The sequence below is a fragment of the Pseudomonas sp. PK-RTE-24 genome (genome assembly GCF_054052265.1).
In genome coordinates, this window is sequence record NZ_CM133224.1 from 3,386,064 (window position 1) to 3,402,287 (window position 16,224).

Genomic DNA, 16,224 nt, shown 5'->3' on the forward strand with positions numbered 1-16,224 from the left:
GATGGCGGCACCTGGAAATTAACCGTTGGTCGGGCTGATTATTTGCCCCGGATTGTCGCTTTCAGGCACGAAGTATTCATTTACGACAATATCGCGACTTACCGGCTCAAGCCTGGCGCGCGGTAAAGGATGAAGAGAGCAAACGTTTGCTCACCATCTTGGGCTCGAACGAGGTTTGGCCCATTTGTGCCGCGAAGGCCTCGAGCAGATCAGTCTGTTCGCTTTTATCCAGGGTCAGCTGCCCGGTCCTGGGATCGACCAGCTCGAGCTGCCACGCCATCAAGGTCAGGCAGTCACGTAACGCATCGAGGGCCTGCTCGTGCAGATCTACGTGATCCTGCTGCAAATTGAGCAGGCTGTAGATGTGCAGGGAAAACTCGGAGATCGCTTCCAGCGCCAGTGCTTCGGCCCGGCCGGCCAGCTTCAGCAGAGTGCCGAGCATGCAGTCGATGGCATCCTTGTCATTGCTGATCAGTTGCAGATGGCTCAGGCATTCTTCGGACTTGGCGAGAAGCGTTTCGGCCTCGACCAGAAATTCGGGGAAGCGTTGCGCCCAGTCTTTACGGTCGATTGGCATGTTCATCTCCACCACGTCGTGTTGGTTGACGGATGGCCGTGTGTGGCGACGATCGTGAATCGTCGGCAGATCGCGCCCGGCGGTGCAGGTGCACGGACCGAAGGGTTCCAGAGGGTGGGTTGCCACTGAATTGCGATCGCACACAATAGCCTGACTCCGTTCATGCAATGAGAATGGCGTCACAGTAATGGCTATTGGAAATGGCGAATATCAGGTTGGGCCTGATTGATCCTAGGGGAATCCCTTAGGCGCGGGAACCTAACGTGCAAACCGAGGTCGCGCCGCAATGAATCTAGCAGATGAAATCACGATTGCCAGTAAAGCATGATGTCAGTGTGACATCAATGGCCATTTATGGCATTTTTAGCGGCGCGCTTTACAGCAATCAAGATTAGCTGAATGCAGCCGATAAACCCCCATAGTGAATTCATCAGAACAAGCCCAGGAGTCATTGATGGCCGGCATTCTCGACACGGTAGACCAACGCACGCAACTGGTGGGTGAGAATCGCCTGGAAATCCTCATGTTTCGCCTGGCCGGACGCCAGCTGTTCGCGATCAACGTGTTCAAGGTTCAGGAAGTGCTGCAACTGCCCAAGCTGACCCTGATGCCGCAGCGTCATCCCTTCGTCTGCGGCGTGGTCAATCTGCGTGGGCAGACATTGCCGGTGATCGACCTGTCGCAGGCAATCGGTATGCGCCCACTGGTGCCGGGCCCGAACAGCACGATCATCGTCACCGAATACAACCGTTCGGTGCAGGCCTTCCTCGTCGGCGGTGTCGACCGCATCGTCAACATGAACTGGGAAGCCATTCTGCCGCCGCCGACCAGTGCCGGCCGCCAGCATTATCTGACCGCGATCAGCAAGGTCGACGATCAACTGGTGGAGATCATCGACGTCGAGAAAGTCCTCGCTGAAATCGTCCCGTACAACGCCAAGGTCTCGCGGGAGAAACTCGACGATCCGGTACTCGAGCGCGCCCGTGGCCGCGAAGTGTTGCTGGTGGATGATTCCAACGTAGCGCTTTCGCAATTGCGCGACACCCTCGGCCAGCTCGGGGTGAAAATGCACATCGCCAGCGACGGTTTGAAAGCCTTGAACATGCTCAAGGCCTGGGCCGATACCGGCGTGCACATGACCGATAAACTGCTGATGATCTTCACCGATGCGGAAATGCCGGAAATGGACGGCTATCGCCTGACCACGGAGATCCGCAACGACCCTCGCCTGCGTGGCTTGTACGTCGTGTTGCACACCTCGCTGTCCGGCAGTTTCAACGACTCGATGGTGAAGAAGGTCGGTTGCGACAACTTCCTCTCCAAATTCCAGCCGGACAAATTGGTTGATGTGGTGCGCCAGCGTCTGATGCTCGACGCCGTGCCGGCCTGAAACACGCACATCTTGCTTCCTGTGGGAGCGAGCCTGCTCGCGAAAGCGCAGGGTCGGACACATTGATGGTGAATGTGCCGGCCTCTTCGCGAGCAGGCTCGCTCCCACAGAAGTGTATTTACATTAATGACGGCTTTGATTCGGTATTGAAGCTCGTATAGGGTGGCGTTTTTCCATCAGGAAGCTGGCCATGCTGCGTCTGAGCGCGCTTTATCGTTACCCGTTGAAATCCGGCAAGGGCGAAATCCTGCAAAGCATTGAGCTGGACAAGCTCGGGCTGGCGGGCGACCGACGCTGGATGCTGGTGGACGAGGCCAGCGGGCGCTTTCTGACCCAGCGTGCCGAAGCGAAGATGAGTCAGCTGTCGGCGTTATGGAATGCCGGCGGCGGTCTGACCCTCAGCGCTCCCGAGCAGGGTGCTATCGAAGTCGCGCTGCCCGCTGCCGACGCCGAGCTGCGCGGTGTGACGATCTGGCGTGACACCCTGCGTGTGCCGGACGCCGGTGATCAAGCCGCGCGTTTTGTCAGTGACTTCCTCGGCAAGCCGACACGTCTGGTGCAGATGCCACTCGAGCGGGCGCGCACCACGCAGTCGGGTTTCGGCAAGGATGACGATCAAGTGGCGTTCGCCGACGGTTATCCATTGCTGCTGATTGGCGAAGCCTCGCGGCTGGCACTCTCGGAAACGGTAGGGCGAGAGCTGGAGATGCTGCGCTTTCGCCCGAATCTGGTCATCGAAGGCAGCGCGCCTTACGCCGAGGACAACTGGAGACGTATTCGCATCGGCGATATCGAATTCCGCGTGGTCAAGCCGTGCGCGCGTTGCATCATGACCACTGTCGACCCGCAAACCGGTGAGCGTAGCGCCGATCGCGAGCCGTTCGCGACGTTACAGAAACATCGCTCAACCGCCGATGGCGCGATGTTCGGGCAGAATCTGGTCAACGACGGTAACGGCCGCCTGGAAGTCGGCATGCCGGTGGAAATCCTCGAATAGGTTGTCGCTGAAACGAAAAATGCCCGGGTCTTTTGGACGCGGGCATTTTTTTGCGCAGTAAAACCGGCGGGATCAGCCGCGGTATTCGCACAGGTAAGCGGTATCCACTTCGACTTTCAGTTGGAACTTGCTGTTGGCCGGGACGTTGAACTGGCTGCCGGCGGCGAAGGTTTCCCAGTCGCTGCTGTCTGGCAGTTTTACGCTCAGCGCGCCGGAAACCACATGCATGATCTCGCGCTGGCTGGTGCCGAATTCGTATTCGCCCGGGGCCATGACGCCAATGGTCGCCGGACCTTCAGCGGTGCCAAAGGCGATCGACTTGACGGTGCCGTCGAAGTACTCGTTGACTTTAAACATGGGCGGATTCCTCGAAAAGGGCTTAAAAGGGGGCGGCCAATATGCACAAGGCTTTTCGCGCCGTCACGCGTCTAAAGCGGCAGGACCAGCGGCAATAACCGCGCGGTATTGCGGGCATCTTCCAGCGCGCGATGTTGTTGGCCGTTGAACTGCATGCCCGCCAGTTGCAACGCGCCGTTGAGCCCCAGCGGTCGTTCCAGGCGGCGGGCCTTGGCGAAGCGCTGTTTGAGGTTCATGTGCGGGACTTTGCTCAGGCCGCTGTCGATGTTCAGGCGCTGCCACTCCTGGAGCAACTGCTGGCGATCGTAACCGCCCCAACTGGCCCAGCCTTCAAGGCGAGCCTGATGCTGCGCAAGCCAGCGCTCAAAGGCTGGCCAGACGTCGCTCAGCGGTTGCGCCGAATCGATATTGGCCTGGCTGATGTGTGTCAGCTCCCGACAGAACGGCGTCAGCAATGGCCGGCGGGTCGGTTTGACGAAGCGCTGGAAGTGATCCTGCTCGCGCCCGGCGCGGTCGACCAGGGTCGCACCGATCTCGATAATTTCCATTTCCGTGACCGGCCAGCCACCCTCGTCTGTGGTGGCTTCCAGATCTATGACCAGCCAATGGGGCATCGCAGGGTTCCTGATTTCCGCGTTCTGATTTATCAGAGCGTAGTCAAACCCCGCGCTTGTGCCCGGGCGACTACTCGACCTGCAACAGAACCTGACGATTTTTTACCTGATCGCCAACCTTCACTTGCACCCGTTTGAGCACGCCATCGATGCCGGCCTTCAACGGATGCTCCATTTTCATTGCCTCCAGTACCACCAGCAATTGACCCTTGCTGACCGTACTGCCCTCGCTGACCAGCACATAGACAATGGCACCGTCCATCGGGGCTTTCAGGGTGCCGGAGGCGACGCTGGTCTGACTGTCGATCGGCGCATGAGTTCGATCCTCCAGGCGCAGGCTGCCCGGATGGGTGAACAGCCACAGCTGCCGATCGTGCAGACGATAGGCGTGGCGCTGGCGCAGACCGTCGACTTCGATGGTGATCGATTGCGCGGCGTGCTCAATGATTTTCACCGCCACAGTGCTTTCGCCAGCCTGCACGACCAACTCGCCGGATTTGCGCGCCAGCACCGACAGCGTCCAGTCCTGCTCGTCACTGCCGAGTCGATAGTGCAACGGCACGCTCGCGTTATTGCGCCAGCCGTTCAGCGGGGCGCGATGGGGCAGGGCGCTGGCCTGATAGAACAACACCACAGCAATCGCCAGTTGCTCCGTCGTCGGCACATAAGTGTTGAGGCTGGCATGGCTGGAAAAATGGTGCTGGATGAAAGCGGTGCTGAAATCGCCGCTGATGAACTGCGGATGTTGCAGCAGGCCTTCGAGCAAGCGTTGATTGCTTTGAACGCCAAGCAGCACCGAGTCCTGCACCGCACGCAACAGCTTGCGCCGCGCCTCTTCGCGGGTTGCACCGTGGGCGATCAGTTTGCCCAGCATCGGATCGTAGAACGGGCTGACCGACTGACCTTCAAGCAGACCGTGATCGATCCGTGCACCGTGGCCCGACGCCGGTTGCCATGCGGCAATTCGGCCGGTTTGCGGGAGAAAATCCGCAGCGGGATCTTCAGCGTAGAGGCGCACTTCCATGGCGTGACCGTCGAGACGGATCTGCTCCTGGGTCAGCGGCAGCGGCTGGCCCTCGGCAACCAGCAACTGCCACGCGACCAGATCGAGGCCGGTGATCAATTCCGTCACTGGATGTTCGACCTGCAGACGGGTGTTCATTTCCAGAAAGTAGAATTGCCCGCGCGCGTCGAGCAGGAACTCCACGGTGCCGGCGCCGACGTAATCCACCGCGCGCCCGGCCTTGAGTGCTGCTTCGCCCATGGCCTGGCGCAGCTCGGCGGTCATCACCGGGCACGGCGCTTCTTCGATGACTTTCTGATGGCGGCGCTGGATCGAGCAATCGCGTTCGCCGAGATAGACCAGATGCCCGTGCTGGTCGCCGAACAGTTGCACTTCGACGTGGCGCGGGTCGATCAAGGCCTGCTCGAGAATCAACTCGTCGCTACCGAAACCGTTCATTGCTTCGGACCGCGCGGTACGCAGTTGCGCCGCCAGTTCGCTGGCCTCGTGCACCAGACGCATGCCGCGTCCGCCGCCACCGGCGCTGGCCTTGATCATCAGCGGATAACCGATCCGCGCGGCTTCGGCCAATAGGGTCGCGTCGTCCTGCGCTGCGCCTTGATAGCCGGCAATGCATGGAACCCCGGCCTCAAGCATGGCAATTTTCGACAGGCGTTTGCTGCCCATCAGTTCGATGGCTTTGACGCTGGGGCCGATGAAAATCAGCCCGGCTTCGGCGCAGGCGCGGGCGAAATCGGCGTTTTCCGAGAGGAAGCCGTAGCCGGGGTGAATTGCATCGGCGCCGCTGCGTCGGGCGGCGTCGATGATCGCCGCGATGTTTAGGTAAGACTGCTGCACCGGCGCCGGGCCGATGTGCACGGCCTGATCGGCCATTTGCACGTGTAGCGCATCGGCGTCGGCGTCGCTGAACACGGCGACGGTGCGATAGCCCAGCGCCTGGACCGTGCGCTGGATGCGGCAGGCGATTTCACCGCGATTGGCGATCAGGATTTTGTGGAGGGTAGGCATGGTGGGGTTCCTGAAATGATAGCGGTGAATGGGATGGCCTCTTCGCGAGCAGGCTCGCTCCCACATTTGGAACGCATTTCAACCGCGAATTCGGGCGCTCCTGAGTTTTGGGCGGCGAAGGTGCGGGCCTCTTCGCGAGCAGGCTCGCTCCCACATTTGGAGCGCATTTCAACTGCGAACTCGGGGGCTCCTGAGTTTTGGGCGGCGAAGGTGCGGGCCTCTTCGCGAGCAGGCTCGCTCCCACATTTGGAATGCATTTCGACCTGTGGGAGCGAGCCTGCTCGCGAAGCTTTTAGCTGACCCACCGAGGGTTACGTTTCTGCATAAATGCCATGGTCCCCTCGATTCCCTCGTCTCCAGTCACCGCCGCGCTGAACCACTGCGCCGCCTCATCGAGCAATTCACTCGAAGGCTGTCCGGCACTCGCCAGCAACAATTTTTTCGTCATCGCATTCGCTTCCGGTGCGCAGCGCACCACCTGTTGCAACACCTCATCCAGTCGCTCGGCCAACGCCTGCGCATCCTGTTCAACGAAATGCACCAAGCCCAGACGCTGTGCCTCAGCGCCATCGAAACGCGCCGCCGTCAGCGCGAGTCGGCGGGTTTCGGTCAGACCGATCCGTTGCACTACAAACGGTGCGATTTGCGCCGGGATCAGGCCAAGGCTGGTTTCCGGCAAGCCGAACTGCGCCTTGTGATCGCTGATCGCAATATCGCTGACGCAAGCCAGGCCGAAGCCGCCGCCGAGCACGGCGCCTTGCAGCACAGTGATCAGCACTTGCGGCGCATGTTGGGCTTGTTCCAGCAGCGCGCCAAACGCCCGGTTCAACTCACGGTAAGCGTCCGCGCCCTGAGCCCGGGCATTGGCCATGTCCTTGATGTCGCCACCGGCGCAGAAATGCCCGCCGGCACCGCTGAGCACCAAGGCCCGCACTGTGCGGTCATCACGCACCGCCGCCAGCACCGCGCGCAGTTCGGCGACCATCTGCAGGCTCATCGCATTGCGGCTGTCCGGGCGGTTGAGGGTGATGTGCAGTACGCCACCATGCAGTTCCAGCAACAGCGTCTGGCAATCGGGCAGGCTGCTCATTTCTTTTTCCCCGGCAGGATGCCCATCAGTTTGCAGATGATCCCCAGCATGATTTCGTCGGCGCCGCCGCCAATCGATACCAGACGCACATCGCGATAAGCACGGGCCACCGGGTTGTCCCACATGAAGCCCATGCCGCCCCAATATTGCAGGCAGCTGTCGCTGACTTCACGGCCGAGGCGTCCGGCCTTGAGCTTGGCCATCGATGCCAGGCGCGTGACGTCCTGGCCTTTGATGTATTGCTCGGTGGCCTGATAGACCAGGGCGCGCAGGCATTCGATTTCGGTCTGCAATTCGGCGAGGCGGAAGTGGATCACCTGGTTATCGATCAGCGCGTTGCCGAAGGTCTTGCGCTCCTTGCAGTACTCGATGGTGCTGTCGATGCAATATTCCAGGCCCTTGATCATGTTCGCCGCGCCGAACAGACGTTCTTCCTGAAACTGCAGCATCTGCATCATGAACCCCGCGCCTTCATGGCCGATGCGGTTGCGCTGGGGCACGCGCACGTTGTCGAAGAACACCTGCGCGGTTTCCGAGCTGCGCATGCCGAGCTTGTCCAGGTGCGAACTGAGGCTGATTCCCGGGGTGTTCATCGGCACCATGATCAGCGACTTGTTGATGTGCGGCTTGTCGTCCGAGGTGTTGGCCAGCAGGCAGATGAAATCGGCGCTCGGCGAGTTGGTGATCCACATCTTGCTGCCGTTGATCACGTAGTCATCGCCGTCCTTGCGTGCCGTGGTTTTCAGCCCGGCGACATCGGAGCCGGCGCCGACCTCGGAAACGCCGATGCAACCGACCTGTTCGCCGGTGATGGCCGGCCGGAGGAACTCTTCGCGCAGTTCATCGGAGCCGAAGCGCGCCAGCGCCGGGGTGCACATATCGGTCTGCACGCCGATCGACATCGGAATCCCGCCGCAATGAATGGTGCCGAACTCTTCGGCGGCGACGATCGAATAGCTGTAGTCGAGGCCCATGCCGCCGAATTTTTCCGGCTTGGAAATGCCCAGCAGGCCCAGCTCACCGGCCTTGCGGAATATCTCATGAATGGGAAAGCGCCCGGCCTTTTCCCATTCTTCGACGTGCGGGTTGATCTCGTGCGTGACGAACTGGCGGACGGTGCGGCGCAGGGCTTCGTGTTCCGGGGTGAAGATCATTGTTGTTGTTCTCCGTAGGATCCGTGGCGGTCAGAAGCGGCTGACGCCGAAGCTGTTGGGTTGCAGCGTACGCCTGTCGGCTTCGTGGCATATATCCAGCAAGTAGCCAAGCAGGGTGCGGGTGTCGCGCGGGTCGATCAGGCCGTCGTCCCACAGGTTGGCGCTGCCGTACAGTGCGGTGGACTGGCTGTCGAGTTTCTGCGCGGTCATCTGTTCGAGCATGTCGAGCATTTTCGGATCGGGCTCGATGCCGTCCTTGAGCTGTTTGGCCTCAGTGACGATGCGCAAGACCTTGCCGGCCTGTGCGCCGCCCATCACTGCCGTGCGGCTGTTAGGCCAGGCGAAGATGAAGCGCGGATCGAGCCCGCGCCCGCACATGGCGTAGTTGCCGGCGCCGTAGGAACCGCCGACGACGATGGTCAGTTTAGGCACCCGTGCGTTGGCCACCGCTTGAATCAGTTTCGAGCCGTGCTTGATCACCCCTTGCTGTTCCGATTCGGTGCCGACCATGAACCCCGTCGTGTTGTGGAAAAACAGTAGCGGCGTCTGGCTCTGGTCGCACAACTGGATGAACTGCGCCGCCTTGCTCGCACCTTGCGGGGTGATCGGGCCGTTGTTGCCGATGAAGCCGCAGGCGCGGCCCTGGATTTTCAACTGGCCGCAAAGGGTTTGCTGATCGAACTCGCCTTTGAACTCGAGAAAGTCCGACTCATCGGCAATCCGCGCGATGATTTCGCGCACGTCGTAGGGCTTTTTTGCATCGTCCGGGATCAGCCCGAGCAGTTCGTCGATGGGGTAGAGCGGTTCTTTGAATTGCGGCTCCGGCAGCCACGGCAACTGCTCGTTCCATGGCAGCATGCGCATGATGTCGCGGACCTGGCGTATGCCGTCAGCGTCGTTTTCGGCGAGATATTCGGCAGTGCCGGCGACCTGCGCGTGCATTTCGGCGCCACCGAGTTCTTCATCGCTGGCCACTTCGCCGGTCGCCGCTTTGAGCAATGGCGGGCCGGCGAGGAACAGCTTGGCCTTGCCGCGCACCACCACCACGTAGTCCGACAATCCCGGTTGATAGGCGCCGCCCGCCGTGGCCGAGCCGTGTACCACGGTGATCTGCGGCATACCCATTGCTGACATGCGCGCCTGATTGGCGAAACTGCGCGCGCCTTCGACAAAAATCTCCGCCGCGTAGTTGAGATTGGCACCGCCGCTTTCGGCGAGGGTGATCATCGGCAGTTTGTTTTCCCGAGCAATCTGTTGCAGGCGCAGGGATTTTTTCAGGCCGCTCGGCGAGATCGTGCCACCCTTGATCGCGCTGTTGTTGGCGACCACCATCGCGCGAATGCCGCAGACATAACCGATGCCGGCAATCAGCCCGCCACCGGCCGAACTGCCGTCCTTGTCGTCGTGCAACTTGTAGCCGGCGAGGCTGGCCAGTTCGAGAAACGGCGCGCCGGGGTCGAGCAACAGGTTCAAGCGCTCGCGGGGCAACAGTTGCCCGCGTTTGCTGAATTTGTCTTTGGCTTCGGCGGCCTTGTTCAACAGGTTCTGTTCAAGCTGCTGCACCTGCTCGATGGCGGCGAGCATGGCCGCGCGGTTGCGCGCGAACGCTTCGCTGTGCGGATCGAGTTGCGACTGAATCTGCGCCATGGCTTATTCCTTGTCCTTGAGCACGTCAGGTAGATAGGCGCGGTGGAAACCATTGAACGATTCGCTGTGGCTGGCCTTGTGCAGCGGCCAGGCGCGACTGCCGAGGCTGGCGGCGCCGTCGATTTTCACTGTGGTGCCACTGATGAATGCCGCTGCCGGGCTGAGCAGAAACACGATCGCCGCACTGACTTCCGATTCGGTGCCGATACGCTTGAGCGGCACATGCTCGCGCAGGGTCGGAATCACCGCTTTGAATGCGCCTTCGTAAGTGTCCATGCCGCTGGACGCAATCCAGCCCGGCGCCACCGCGTTGACCCGGACCCCGGCGTAACCCCACTCGAACGCGGCAGTCTTGGTGAAGTTGTCCATGCCCGAACGCGCCGCGCCAGAGTGGCCCATGCCGGGCATGCCGCCCCACATGTCAGCGAGCATGTTGACGATGCTGCCGCCATGTTTGCTCATCGACTGGTTGAACACTTCGCGGGCCATCAGAAAGCCGCCGACCAGATTGGTCCGCAGCACCGTTTCAAAGCCCTTCTGATTGATCGAAGCCAAGGGCGACGGGTATTGGCCGCCGGCGTTGTTGACCAGGCCGTGGATCGGCCCGTGTTCGGCGATCAGCTCTTTGACCAGTTGCTTGACCGCTTCTTCATCGCGGATATCGCAGGCCTTCCAGTGCGCGCGGCCACCGTCCTCGGTGATTTCGGCGGCGACTTTTTCCAGCTTTTCCGGCTTGCGCCCGACCAGCAGCACATTGGCGCCGAGGGCCGCCAGTTCATGGGCGGTGCAGCGACCGATGCCGCTGCCGCCACCGGTGACAATCAGGTTCTGGCCGCTGAACAGATCGGCGCGGAAAATCGACGCGTAAGCCATGCACACCATCCTCTAGTCGAGCTGTTCGGCGATGCTCTGCGGCACCGGGATCTGGATTTCCAATAGTTGCTGGGCGAAGGCTTTGCCTTGCGGGTCGATGCGCAGACTGGCGACACCGCCACCGCCGAGGGCGTTTTCCAAAAGAAAGTTGAGGCTGTGGGTGCCGGGCAGATACCAGCGTTCGACACGCCCGAGAAGCGGATCGAGGACGTGCCGCATCCAGTCGACCACCACCGAGGTGGTCAGCGCTTCGGCGATCCACGGCAGGTAATCGGGATGGCGCGGCATCACGCCGATGTTGCTGTGGTTGCCCTTGTCGCCGGAGCGCGCCACCGCCAGTTTCACCAACGGCACACTGGCATCGGCGCGGCCCTGGGGTCTGGGCGGCTGATGGGCGATCGGCAAATTTGCACTGTCCAGAGCCACCGGGTCGGGCAGGGCGCACGGATGACGTTCGCCTGCGATGTCGACTTGCAGGGTGCAGGCGCTTTTATCGACGAGGAAAGAGAACAGACGGATGAGGGGGTATACGGTCGGACGACCGCCGACGATGCCGGTCAAGCCCGGCGCCATGCCGGTCGCGGCCTGGGCGATCTCTCTGGAAAACAGTACCAGTGCGCGTTTGTCAGGATGGCGCACGGCGATTTTGATCACCACTTCACGGCTGTCGCGGCGCTGGCCGTGGGGGCCGTAGGTGGCTTCGCTGCCGAGCAGTTCGACATGGGTTTCGCTGTACGGCGCCCAGCCGCGCAGGCTGAACATCTCGGCGGTCTTGTCGATGATTGCCTGACTGACCCGCCGCGCCTTGTCCACTGCGTCGATGCCGGCCATCAGGCAACTGGCGGTGCAGCGAAAACCGTCCGGGTACGTGGCGCTGACCTTGTATTTGTCGGTGGGCGGCAGGCCTTTGGCCCCGTGCACGTGCACGACGTTTTTGCCTTGTTGCTGAAGTTTGACCTGAGTGAAATCGCAGATCACGTCGGGTAACAGATAGGCCTGCGGATCGCCGATTTCGTAGAGCATCTGCTCGCCGACCGTCAACGGCGTGACCAGTCCGCCGGAGCCTTCGGGTTTGCTGACGAGGAACTGGCCATCGGCGCTGACCTCGACGATCGGAAAACCGATGTGCTCGTAATCCGGTACCTCGCGCCAGTCGGTGAAATTACCGCCCGTGCACTGCGCGCCGCATTCGATGATGTGCCCGGCCAGCGCGGCTTGGGCGAGTTTGTCGTAGTCATGCCACGACCAGCCGAATTCGTGAACCAGCGCCGCACTGACCACGGCGCTGTCGACCACCCGGCCGGTAATGACGATGTCGGCGCCCAGGCGCAAAGCTTCGACAATCCCCGGCGCGCCGAGGTAGGCGTTGGTCGACACGCACATACGCGGAAGTGGCGCGCCGCTGAACATTCCGCGGATGTCGGCGGGGTGTTTGAGTTGTCCTTGCAGGTCATCGCCGAGCAACACGGCAATCTTCAGCTGGACCCCAGCTTGGTCGCAGGCCGCTTGCAGGGCCGCCGCGCAAGCCTGCGGATTGACCCCGCCGGCATTGCTGATCACGCGGATTTTCTGTTCGGCCAGTTGCGTCAGCAGCGGCGCCAGCACTTCGATGAAATCGCTGGCGAACCCGGCCTGTGGGTCTTTCAGGCGCGCACCAGCCATCAGCGACATGGTGATCTCGGCCAGATAATCGAACACCAGATAATCCAGGTTACCGCCCGTCACCAACTGGGCGGCAGCGGTGGAAGTGTCGCCCCAAAAGGCACTGGCGCAGCCGATACGCACGGTGGTTGGCATTTCTATCTCCGACTCAGGGACCTGCGACAGAAGTGTCTGGAGGCTACCAAGCAAGCGCTTGGTTTGTAAACAGGCGAAACATTCTTCTGCCCAAGCGCTTGCTTGGTGCCCGCGCGCGGCTTAAATTGCGCGCAACCCTGCGGTTACAGGGGGCAACACACTGATCGACTGTAGGAGAGAACGGGTGGACGAGCAAAAAGCCCTGCGGGTCATGCGCGAACTGGTCGACCAAGGCCAGTTGACCGACCCGGACAGCGCCCGCGGCAAATTGCTGCAAGTGGCGGCTCACCTGTTTCGCAACAAAGGCTATGAGCGCACCACAGTGCGTGATCTGGCCAGTGCTGTGGGCATTCAGTCGGGAAGCATTTTTCATCACTTCAAAAGCAAGGATGAAATTCTCCGCGCGGTGATGGAGGAAACCATCCGCTACAACACCGCGTTGATGCGCGCAGCCTTGGCCGAGGCGAGCGATGTGCGCGAAAGGGTGCTGGCACTGATTCGTTGCGAGTTGCAGTCGATCATGGGCGGCAGTGGCGAGGCGATGGCCGTGCTCGTGTACGAATGGCGCTCATTGTCCGAGGACGGTCAGGCTAAAGTCCTCGCTTTGCGTGATGTTTATGAAGACATCTGGTTGCAGGTTCTGGGCGAGGCCAAGGACGCCGGCTTTATTCGCGGCGACGTTTTTATTACCCGACGTTTCCTTACCGGCGCACTGTCCTGGACCACCACCTGGTTCCGTGCCGGCGGCAGTTTGAGCCTCGATCAACTCGCCGATGAAGCGTTGATTCTGGTCCTCGAAGCGCGTTGAACGGTTGTCGGACCGGCCGGGAAACTGGCTAAGTCGGCGAAACCGCCTAGCTTGAATGCATTGATCGCTATTTTTTTTCGGGGAGTGGGGTGTTTTGAAGTCTTCGCCAATTCGGACAGCCGCCGGGCTGCTGCTCGCTGCGCTGGCTGCGTTATGGGTATTGCCCGCTCAGTCAGCGCAATTGGTCCGGGTCGGCGCCGCGCATTTCCCGCCTTATACGATTCGCCCGGAAAACGGCGCCGACACCGGCCTGTTGCCGCAATTGGTCGAGGCGCTGAACCGCTCGCAGAGCGACTATCAATTTGTCCTGGTGCCGACGTCGATCCCGCGCCGCTTCGGTGATTTCAAGCAAGGCCGCATCGATATGGCGATCTTCGAGAACCCCGAGTGGGGCTGGAAGGACATTCCCCACGACGACGTCGACATGGGCCTGGAAGACGCCGAGATTTTTGTCGCGCAACGCGAAGACGGCCGCCAGCAAAACTACTTCTCGAGCCTGTCGGGCAAACGTCTGGCGCTGTTCAGCGGTTATCACTACGAATTCGCCGACTTCAACGCCGACCCGAAATATCTCGCGAAAAACTACAACGCGACGCTGACCTATTCCCACGACAGCAACCTGCTGATGGTCCTGCGCGGGCGCGCCGACATTGCCCTGGTCACCCGTTCCTATCTGTTCGATTACCTGCTGCGCAACGAGAAGGTCCGCGATGAGCTGTTGGCGTCGCAGCGTACCGATCAGATCTATCATCATTACGCGATTCTGCGGCCAAGCGCTCCTATCACCGGCGAAGCCTTCGGCAACCTGTTGCAGCGTTTGCGCGACAACGGCGAATTGCTGAGAATTTTCGAGCCCTACAGGATTGCCGTGATGCCGGCGCCTCATCACTGAAGCGCTAATTGCCTCTCGCGCTTAAATTTCCCCTCCCGGCTCACGTCACTTCGTTGAACTGTCGACGATTACGTGAGCCCGACCCATGTCCAATCTGAATGACCTGACTGCCCTGGCTCTGCCCTCGGGCAGTCGATTGATCGCTGATGCTACCGAGAGCCGACTGAGCCTGAGCCTGGACGGGCAACCGTTGATTCGGCTGCGCCTGGACCGCGAGGCCAATGGCCCGATCCAGCTCGACGAGCGTTTCGCTCTGCCGCCCGGCCACGCCTTGTGGGCAGCCTGTTATTGGCTGTTCGCCCGTGACCCGGCGTGTCAGCAGTTGATCTGGCAACTCGATCAGCCACCGACCGAAGCCTTGCGCAGTGGTTTGCTGATCAACACCGCAGTCGCCGGCGAATATCGCTGCGAGCGCACGCTGTTCTGGCAACTGCCGCAGCCGTGGCTGGGCACGTCACTGACCGGCAGCTATCCGCAGCAAATGGTCATCAGCCAGGGCAAGCGCCATCCGCTGCGACCGGTGAAGCCGCGCGGTGAAGTCTATCGGCGTTTCGATGCACGTCTCGGCGCGTGGATTTCCTTGCGAACGCTGGAAATCGAGGAAGATCTGTCGCGCTTCAATCGCTGGCAGAACAGCCCGCGCGTGGCGAGTTTCTGGCAGGAGGAGGGCAGCCTTGAGCAGCATCGCGAATACCTCGGCAAGCTCGAGGCCGATCCGCACACGCTGACGCTGATTGGCTGTTTCGATGACCAGCCTTTCGCTTACTTCGAAGCCTACTGGGCCAAGGAAGATCGCATCGCGCCGTTCTACGATGCCGGCGATTACGACCGTGGCATTCACATGCTGGTCGGCGAGGAAAGTCATCGCGGCCCGCACAAAGTGGCGAGCTGGTTATCGGCGCTGGTGCATTACCTGTTTCTCGATGATCCACGCACCCAGCGCGTGGTCGCCGAGCCACGTGCCGACAACGCGAAGATGATCGGGCATATGCACAACCAATGCTTTCACTGCGAGAAGGAATTCGATTTTCCGCACAAGCGCGCGGCGCTGATGATTCTGGGGCGGGAGCGGTTTTTTGATCGGTGCCGGTTGGCCTGATGTGTTCGGCCTCGGAATTTCGTTGGGTCTGAGGCCGCTTTCGCGAGCAGGCTCGCTCCCACACTGGGTTTGTGTCGTTGATCAAACCCTGTGGGAGCGAGCCTGCTCGCGAATGGCTTGACGCAGAATCCGGATCCTAACGACGACCCGCAATCACCGCATCCCGCCGACTGCCCGAGACCTTGCGGCAGTGCACCAAAGCATCACGAATCATGAAGTTGACCAGGGTGGGCGATACGCCCAGTTCCTTGGCGATGTCTTTCTGCGGCACGCCGTGCAGACGGTACATCTCGAAGGCATAGCGGGTGCGGCTGGGCAGCTCGGTCAGCGCATCGGCGATGTGTTCCAGAGTCGAGAAGTTGATGTGCGAAGTTTCCGGCGAAGCGCCCTGAATCACCACGTTCAAGCCTTCCTCTTCCGGGCCTGAGTATTTCTGTTCGAGCGCCTGCTTGCGGTAGTGATCGATGGCGAGGTTGCGCACGATCTGGAACAGGTAGCTCAGCTGAGCCTTGATCGACGACGTGATCGGCGGGGCCGATTGCAGTCGGAAAAACGCATCCTGAACCACGTCTTCGGCACGAGACCTGCAACCGGTAATACGGGCTGCAATCTTGACCAGAATCAGTCGATTGTCGACGAATGCCTGAAGTAGCGGTGAATCGCACCTGCTTGTGGATACTTGTTCCGTCATGGAAATCACCTTGCTGCCAATAGGTTAGTGGGAGGGCCTCGGGGGACGGCGCCGTCCTACACATCGAGCGACAAATTATGTTGAATGATAATGATTGTCAAATGAGAAAGAGAAGTAGTGCTGTAAGTCGATGTGTTTTGCGAACTGCGACACGCCGCCGCACCCTGGCCCCGCTGGACGTCGTGCCTGCCGACTAATTATTTCCC

General features: G+C 60.8%; 15 protein-coding genes and 2 pseudogenes. 5 read left to right on the forward strand and 12 right to left on the reverse strand.

Annotation, left to right across the window (positions count from 1 at the left end):
* Nucleotides 1-106 precede the first annotated feature (106 nt).
* Nucleotides 107-577 carry a hypothetical protein gene (locus tag ACV8MC_RS15260; RefSeq protein WP_056788632.1) on the reverse strand — a complete coding sequence of 157 codons (471 nt, stop codon included), beginning with the start codon at nucleotides 575-577 and terminating at the stop codon, nucleotides 107-109.
* A gap of 454 nt (nucleotides 578-1,031) precedes the next feature.
* On the opposite strand from ACV8MC_RS15260, the gene ACV8MC_RS15265 reads away from it, so the two are divergent.
* Together ACV8MC_RS15265 and ACV8MC_RS15270 are read left to right on the forward strand one after the other, a co-directional pair.
* Nucleotides 1,032-1,967, forward strand: coding sequence for a chemotaxis protein CheV (locus ACV8MC_RS15265; protein WP_016770829.1), 936 nt, complete (start codon nucleotides 1,032-1,034; stop codon nucleotides 1,965-1,967).
* Between the two features lie 190 nt (nucleotides 1,968-2,157).
* Nucleotides 2,158-2,964, forward strand: a complete 807-nt coding sequence (locus ACV8MC_RS15270; protein WP_310217441.1) for an MOSC domain-containing protein — start codon at nucleotides 2,158-2,160, stop codon at nucleotides 2,962-2,964.
* A 72-nt stretch (nucleotides 2,965-3,036) separates the two neighbouring features.
* On the opposite strand, the gene ppnP is transcribed toward ACV8MC_RS15270, so the two are convergent.
* From ppnP to ACV8MC_RS15320, 10 genes and pseudogenes are all read right to left on the reverse strand, one after another.
* Entirely contained in the window at nucleotides 3,037-3,321 is a 285-nt protein-coding gene (gene ppnP, locus ACV8MC_RS15275; RefSeq protein ID WP_024013687.1) for a pyrimidine/purine nucleoside phosphorylase, read from the reverse strand.
* Nucleotides 3,322-3,392: 71 nt separating this feature from the next.
* Nucleotides 3,393-3,935 (reverse strand): exonuclease domain-containing protein, encoded by a 543-nt coding sequence (locus ACV8MC_RS15280; protein ID WP_150637787.1) that lies wholly within the window; start codon nucleotides 3,933-3,935, stop codon nucleotides 3,393-3,395.
* A 70-nt stretch (nucleotides 3,936-4,005) separates the two neighbouring features.
* Nucleotides 4,006-4,197, reverse strand: a complete 192-nt coding sequence (locus ACV8MC_RS15285; protein ID WP_457265563.1) for a biotin/lipoyl-containing protein — start codon at nucleotides 4,195-4,197, stop codon at nucleotides 4,006-4,008.
* 117 nt (nucleotides 4,198-4,314) lie between these two features.
* Nucleotides 4,315-4,470, reverse strand: a pseudogene (locus tag ACV8MC_RS15290) (hypothetical protein); the annotation flags it as partial.
* Nucleotides 4,452-5,967: pseudogene (locus ACV8MC_RS15295) on the reverse strand (acetyl-CoA carboxylase biotin carboxylase subunit); the annotation flags it as partial. The pseudogenes ACV8MC_RS15295 and ACV8MC_RS15290, both read right to left, overlap by 19 nt.
* Nucleotides 5,968-6,259: 292 nt before the next feature.
* Nucleotides 6,260-7,057, reverse strand: coding sequence for an enoyl-CoA hydratase/isomerase family protein (locus tag ACV8MC_RS15300; RefSeq protein WP_457262488.1), 798 nt, complete (start codon nucleotides 7,055-7,057; stop codon nucleotides 6,260-6,262).
* On the reverse strand, nucleotides 7,054-8,211 hold the full coding sequence (gene atuD, locus ACV8MC_RS15305) for a citronellyl-CoA dehydrogenase (protein WP_056788533.1): 1,158 nt from the start codon (nucleotides 8,209-8,211) through the stop codon (nucleotides 7,054-7,056). The genes ACV8MC_RS15300 and atuD overlap by 4 nt, the downstream gene beginning before the upstream one ends.
* Nucleotides 8,212-8,241: 30 nt before the next feature.
* Nucleotides 8,242-9,858: a geranyl-CoA carboxylase subunit beta gene (gene atuC / locus ACV8MC_RS15310; protein WP_457262490.1), complete on the reverse strand. Its 1,617-nt coding sequence runs from the start codon at nucleotides 9,856-9,858 to the stop codon at nucleotides 8,242-8,244.
* Nucleotides 9,859-9,861: 3 nt separating this feature from the next.
* Complete coding sequence (locus tag ACV8MC_RS15315) at nucleotides 9,862-10,731, reverse strand: SDR family oxidoreductase (protein WP_252884620.1); 870 nt, start codon at nucleotides 10,729-10,731, stop codon at nucleotides 9,862-9,864.
* A 12-nt stretch (nucleotides 10,732-10,743) separates the two neighbouring features.
* Entirely contained in the window at nucleotides 10,744-12,528 is a 1,785-nt protein-coding gene (locus tag ACV8MC_RS15320) for an acyclic terpene utilization AtuA family protein (RefSeq protein ID WP_457262493.1), read from the reverse strand.
* Nucleotides 12,529-12,712: 184 nt separating this feature from the next.
* On the opposite strand from ACV8MC_RS15320, the gene ACV8MC_RS15325 reads away from it, so the two are divergent.
* The 3 genes from ACV8MC_RS15325 to ACV8MC_RS15335 all read left to right on the forward strand — a co-directional run bounded on the left by ACV8MC_RS15325 (nucleotide 12,713) and on the right by ACV8MC_RS15335 (nucleotide 15,327).
* Nucleotides 12,713-13,336 (forward strand): TetR/AcrR family transcriptional regulator, encoded by a 624-nt coding sequence (locus ACV8MC_RS15325; protein ID WP_041478455.1) that lies wholly within the window; start codon nucleotides 12,713-12,715, stop codon nucleotides 13,334-13,336.
* Between the two features lie 94 nt (nucleotides 13,337-13,430).
* The gene (locus ACV8MC_RS15330) at nucleotides 13,431-14,228 is read left to right on the forward strand and encodes a substrate-binding periplasmic protein (RefSeq protein ID WP_041478456.1); all 798 of its coding nucleotides are present in this window, start codon (nucleotides 13,431-13,433) and stop codon (nucleotides 14,226-14,228) included.
* A gap of 85 nt (nucleotides 14,229-14,313) precedes the next feature.
* The gene (locus ACV8MC_RS15335; protein ID WP_353187497.1) at nucleotides 14,314-15,327 is read left to right on the forward strand and encodes a GNAT family N-acetyltransferase; all 1,014 of its coding nucleotides are present in this window, start codon (nucleotides 14,314-14,316) and stop codon (nucleotides 15,325-15,327) included.
* A gap of 136 nt (nucleotides 15,328-15,463) precedes the next feature.
* Here the strand turns inward: ACV8MC_RS15335 and ACV8MC_RS15340 are convergent, their stop codons facing one another.
* A complete protein-coding gene (locus tag ACV8MC_RS15340; RefSeq protein ID WP_008088195.1) occupies nucleotides 15,464-16,018 on the reverse strand; it encodes an RNA polymerase factor sigma-70 in 555 nt (184 codons plus the stop codon).
* Between the last annotated feature and the right edge of the window lie 206 nt (nucleotides 16,019-16,224).

Excerpts from the sequence above, each read along its gene's own strand:
- ACV8MC_RS15260 (WP_056788632.1), bottom strand. The coding sequence starts at position 577 with ATGCCAATCGACCGTAAAGACTGGGCGCAACGCTTCCCCGAATTTCTG.
- ACV8MC_RS15265 (WP_016770829.1), top strand. The coding sequence starts at position 1,032 with ATGGCCGGCATTCTCGACACGGTAGACCAACGCACGCAACTGGTGGGT.
- ACV8MC_RS15270 (WP_310217441.1), top strand. The coding sequence starts at position 2,158 with ATGCTGCGTCTGAGCGCGCTTTATCGTTACCCGTTGAAATCCGGCAAG.
- ppnP (WP_024013687.1), bottom strand. The coding sequence starts at position 3,321 with ATGTTTAAAGTCAACGAGTACTTCGACGGCACCGTCAAGTCGATCGCC.
- ACV8MC_RS15280 (WP_150637787.1), bottom strand. The coding sequence starts at position 3,935 with ATGCCCCATTGGCTGGTCATAGATCTGGAAGCCACCACAGACGAGGGT.
- ACV8MC_RS15285 (WP_457265563.1), bottom strand. The coding sequence starts at position 4,197 with ATGGACGGTGCCATTGTCTATGTGCTGGTCAGCGAGGGCAGTACGGTC.
- ACV8MC_RS15300 (WP_457262488.1), bottom strand. The coding sequence starts at position 7,057 with ATGAGCAGCCTGCCCGATTGCCAGACGCTGTTGCTGGAACTGCATGGT.
- atuD (WP_056788533.1), bottom strand. The coding sequence starts at position 8,211 with ATGATCTTCACCCCGGAACACGAAGCCCTGCGCCGCACCGTCCGCCAG.
- atuC (WP_457262490.1), bottom strand. The coding sequence starts at position 9,858 with ATGGCGCAGATTCAGTCGCAACTCGATCCGCACAGCGAAGCGTTCGCG.
- ACV8MC_RS15315 (WP_252884620.1), bottom strand. The coding sequence starts at position 10,731 with ATGGCTTACGCGTCGATTTTCCGCGCCGATCTGTTCAGCGGCCAGAAC.
- ACV8MC_RS15320 (WP_457262493.1), bottom strand. The coding sequence starts at position 12,528 with ATGCCAACCACCGTGCGTATCGGCTGCGCCAGTGCCTTTTGGGGCGAC.
- ACV8MC_RS15335 (WP_353187497.1), top strand. The coding sequence starts at position 14,314 with ATGTCCAATCTGAATGACCTGACTGCCCTGGCTCTGCCCTCGGGCAGT.
- ACV8MC_RS15340 (WP_008088195.1), bottom strand. The coding sequence starts at position 16,018 with ATGACGGAACAAGTATCCACAAGCAGGTGCGATTCACCGCTACTTCAG.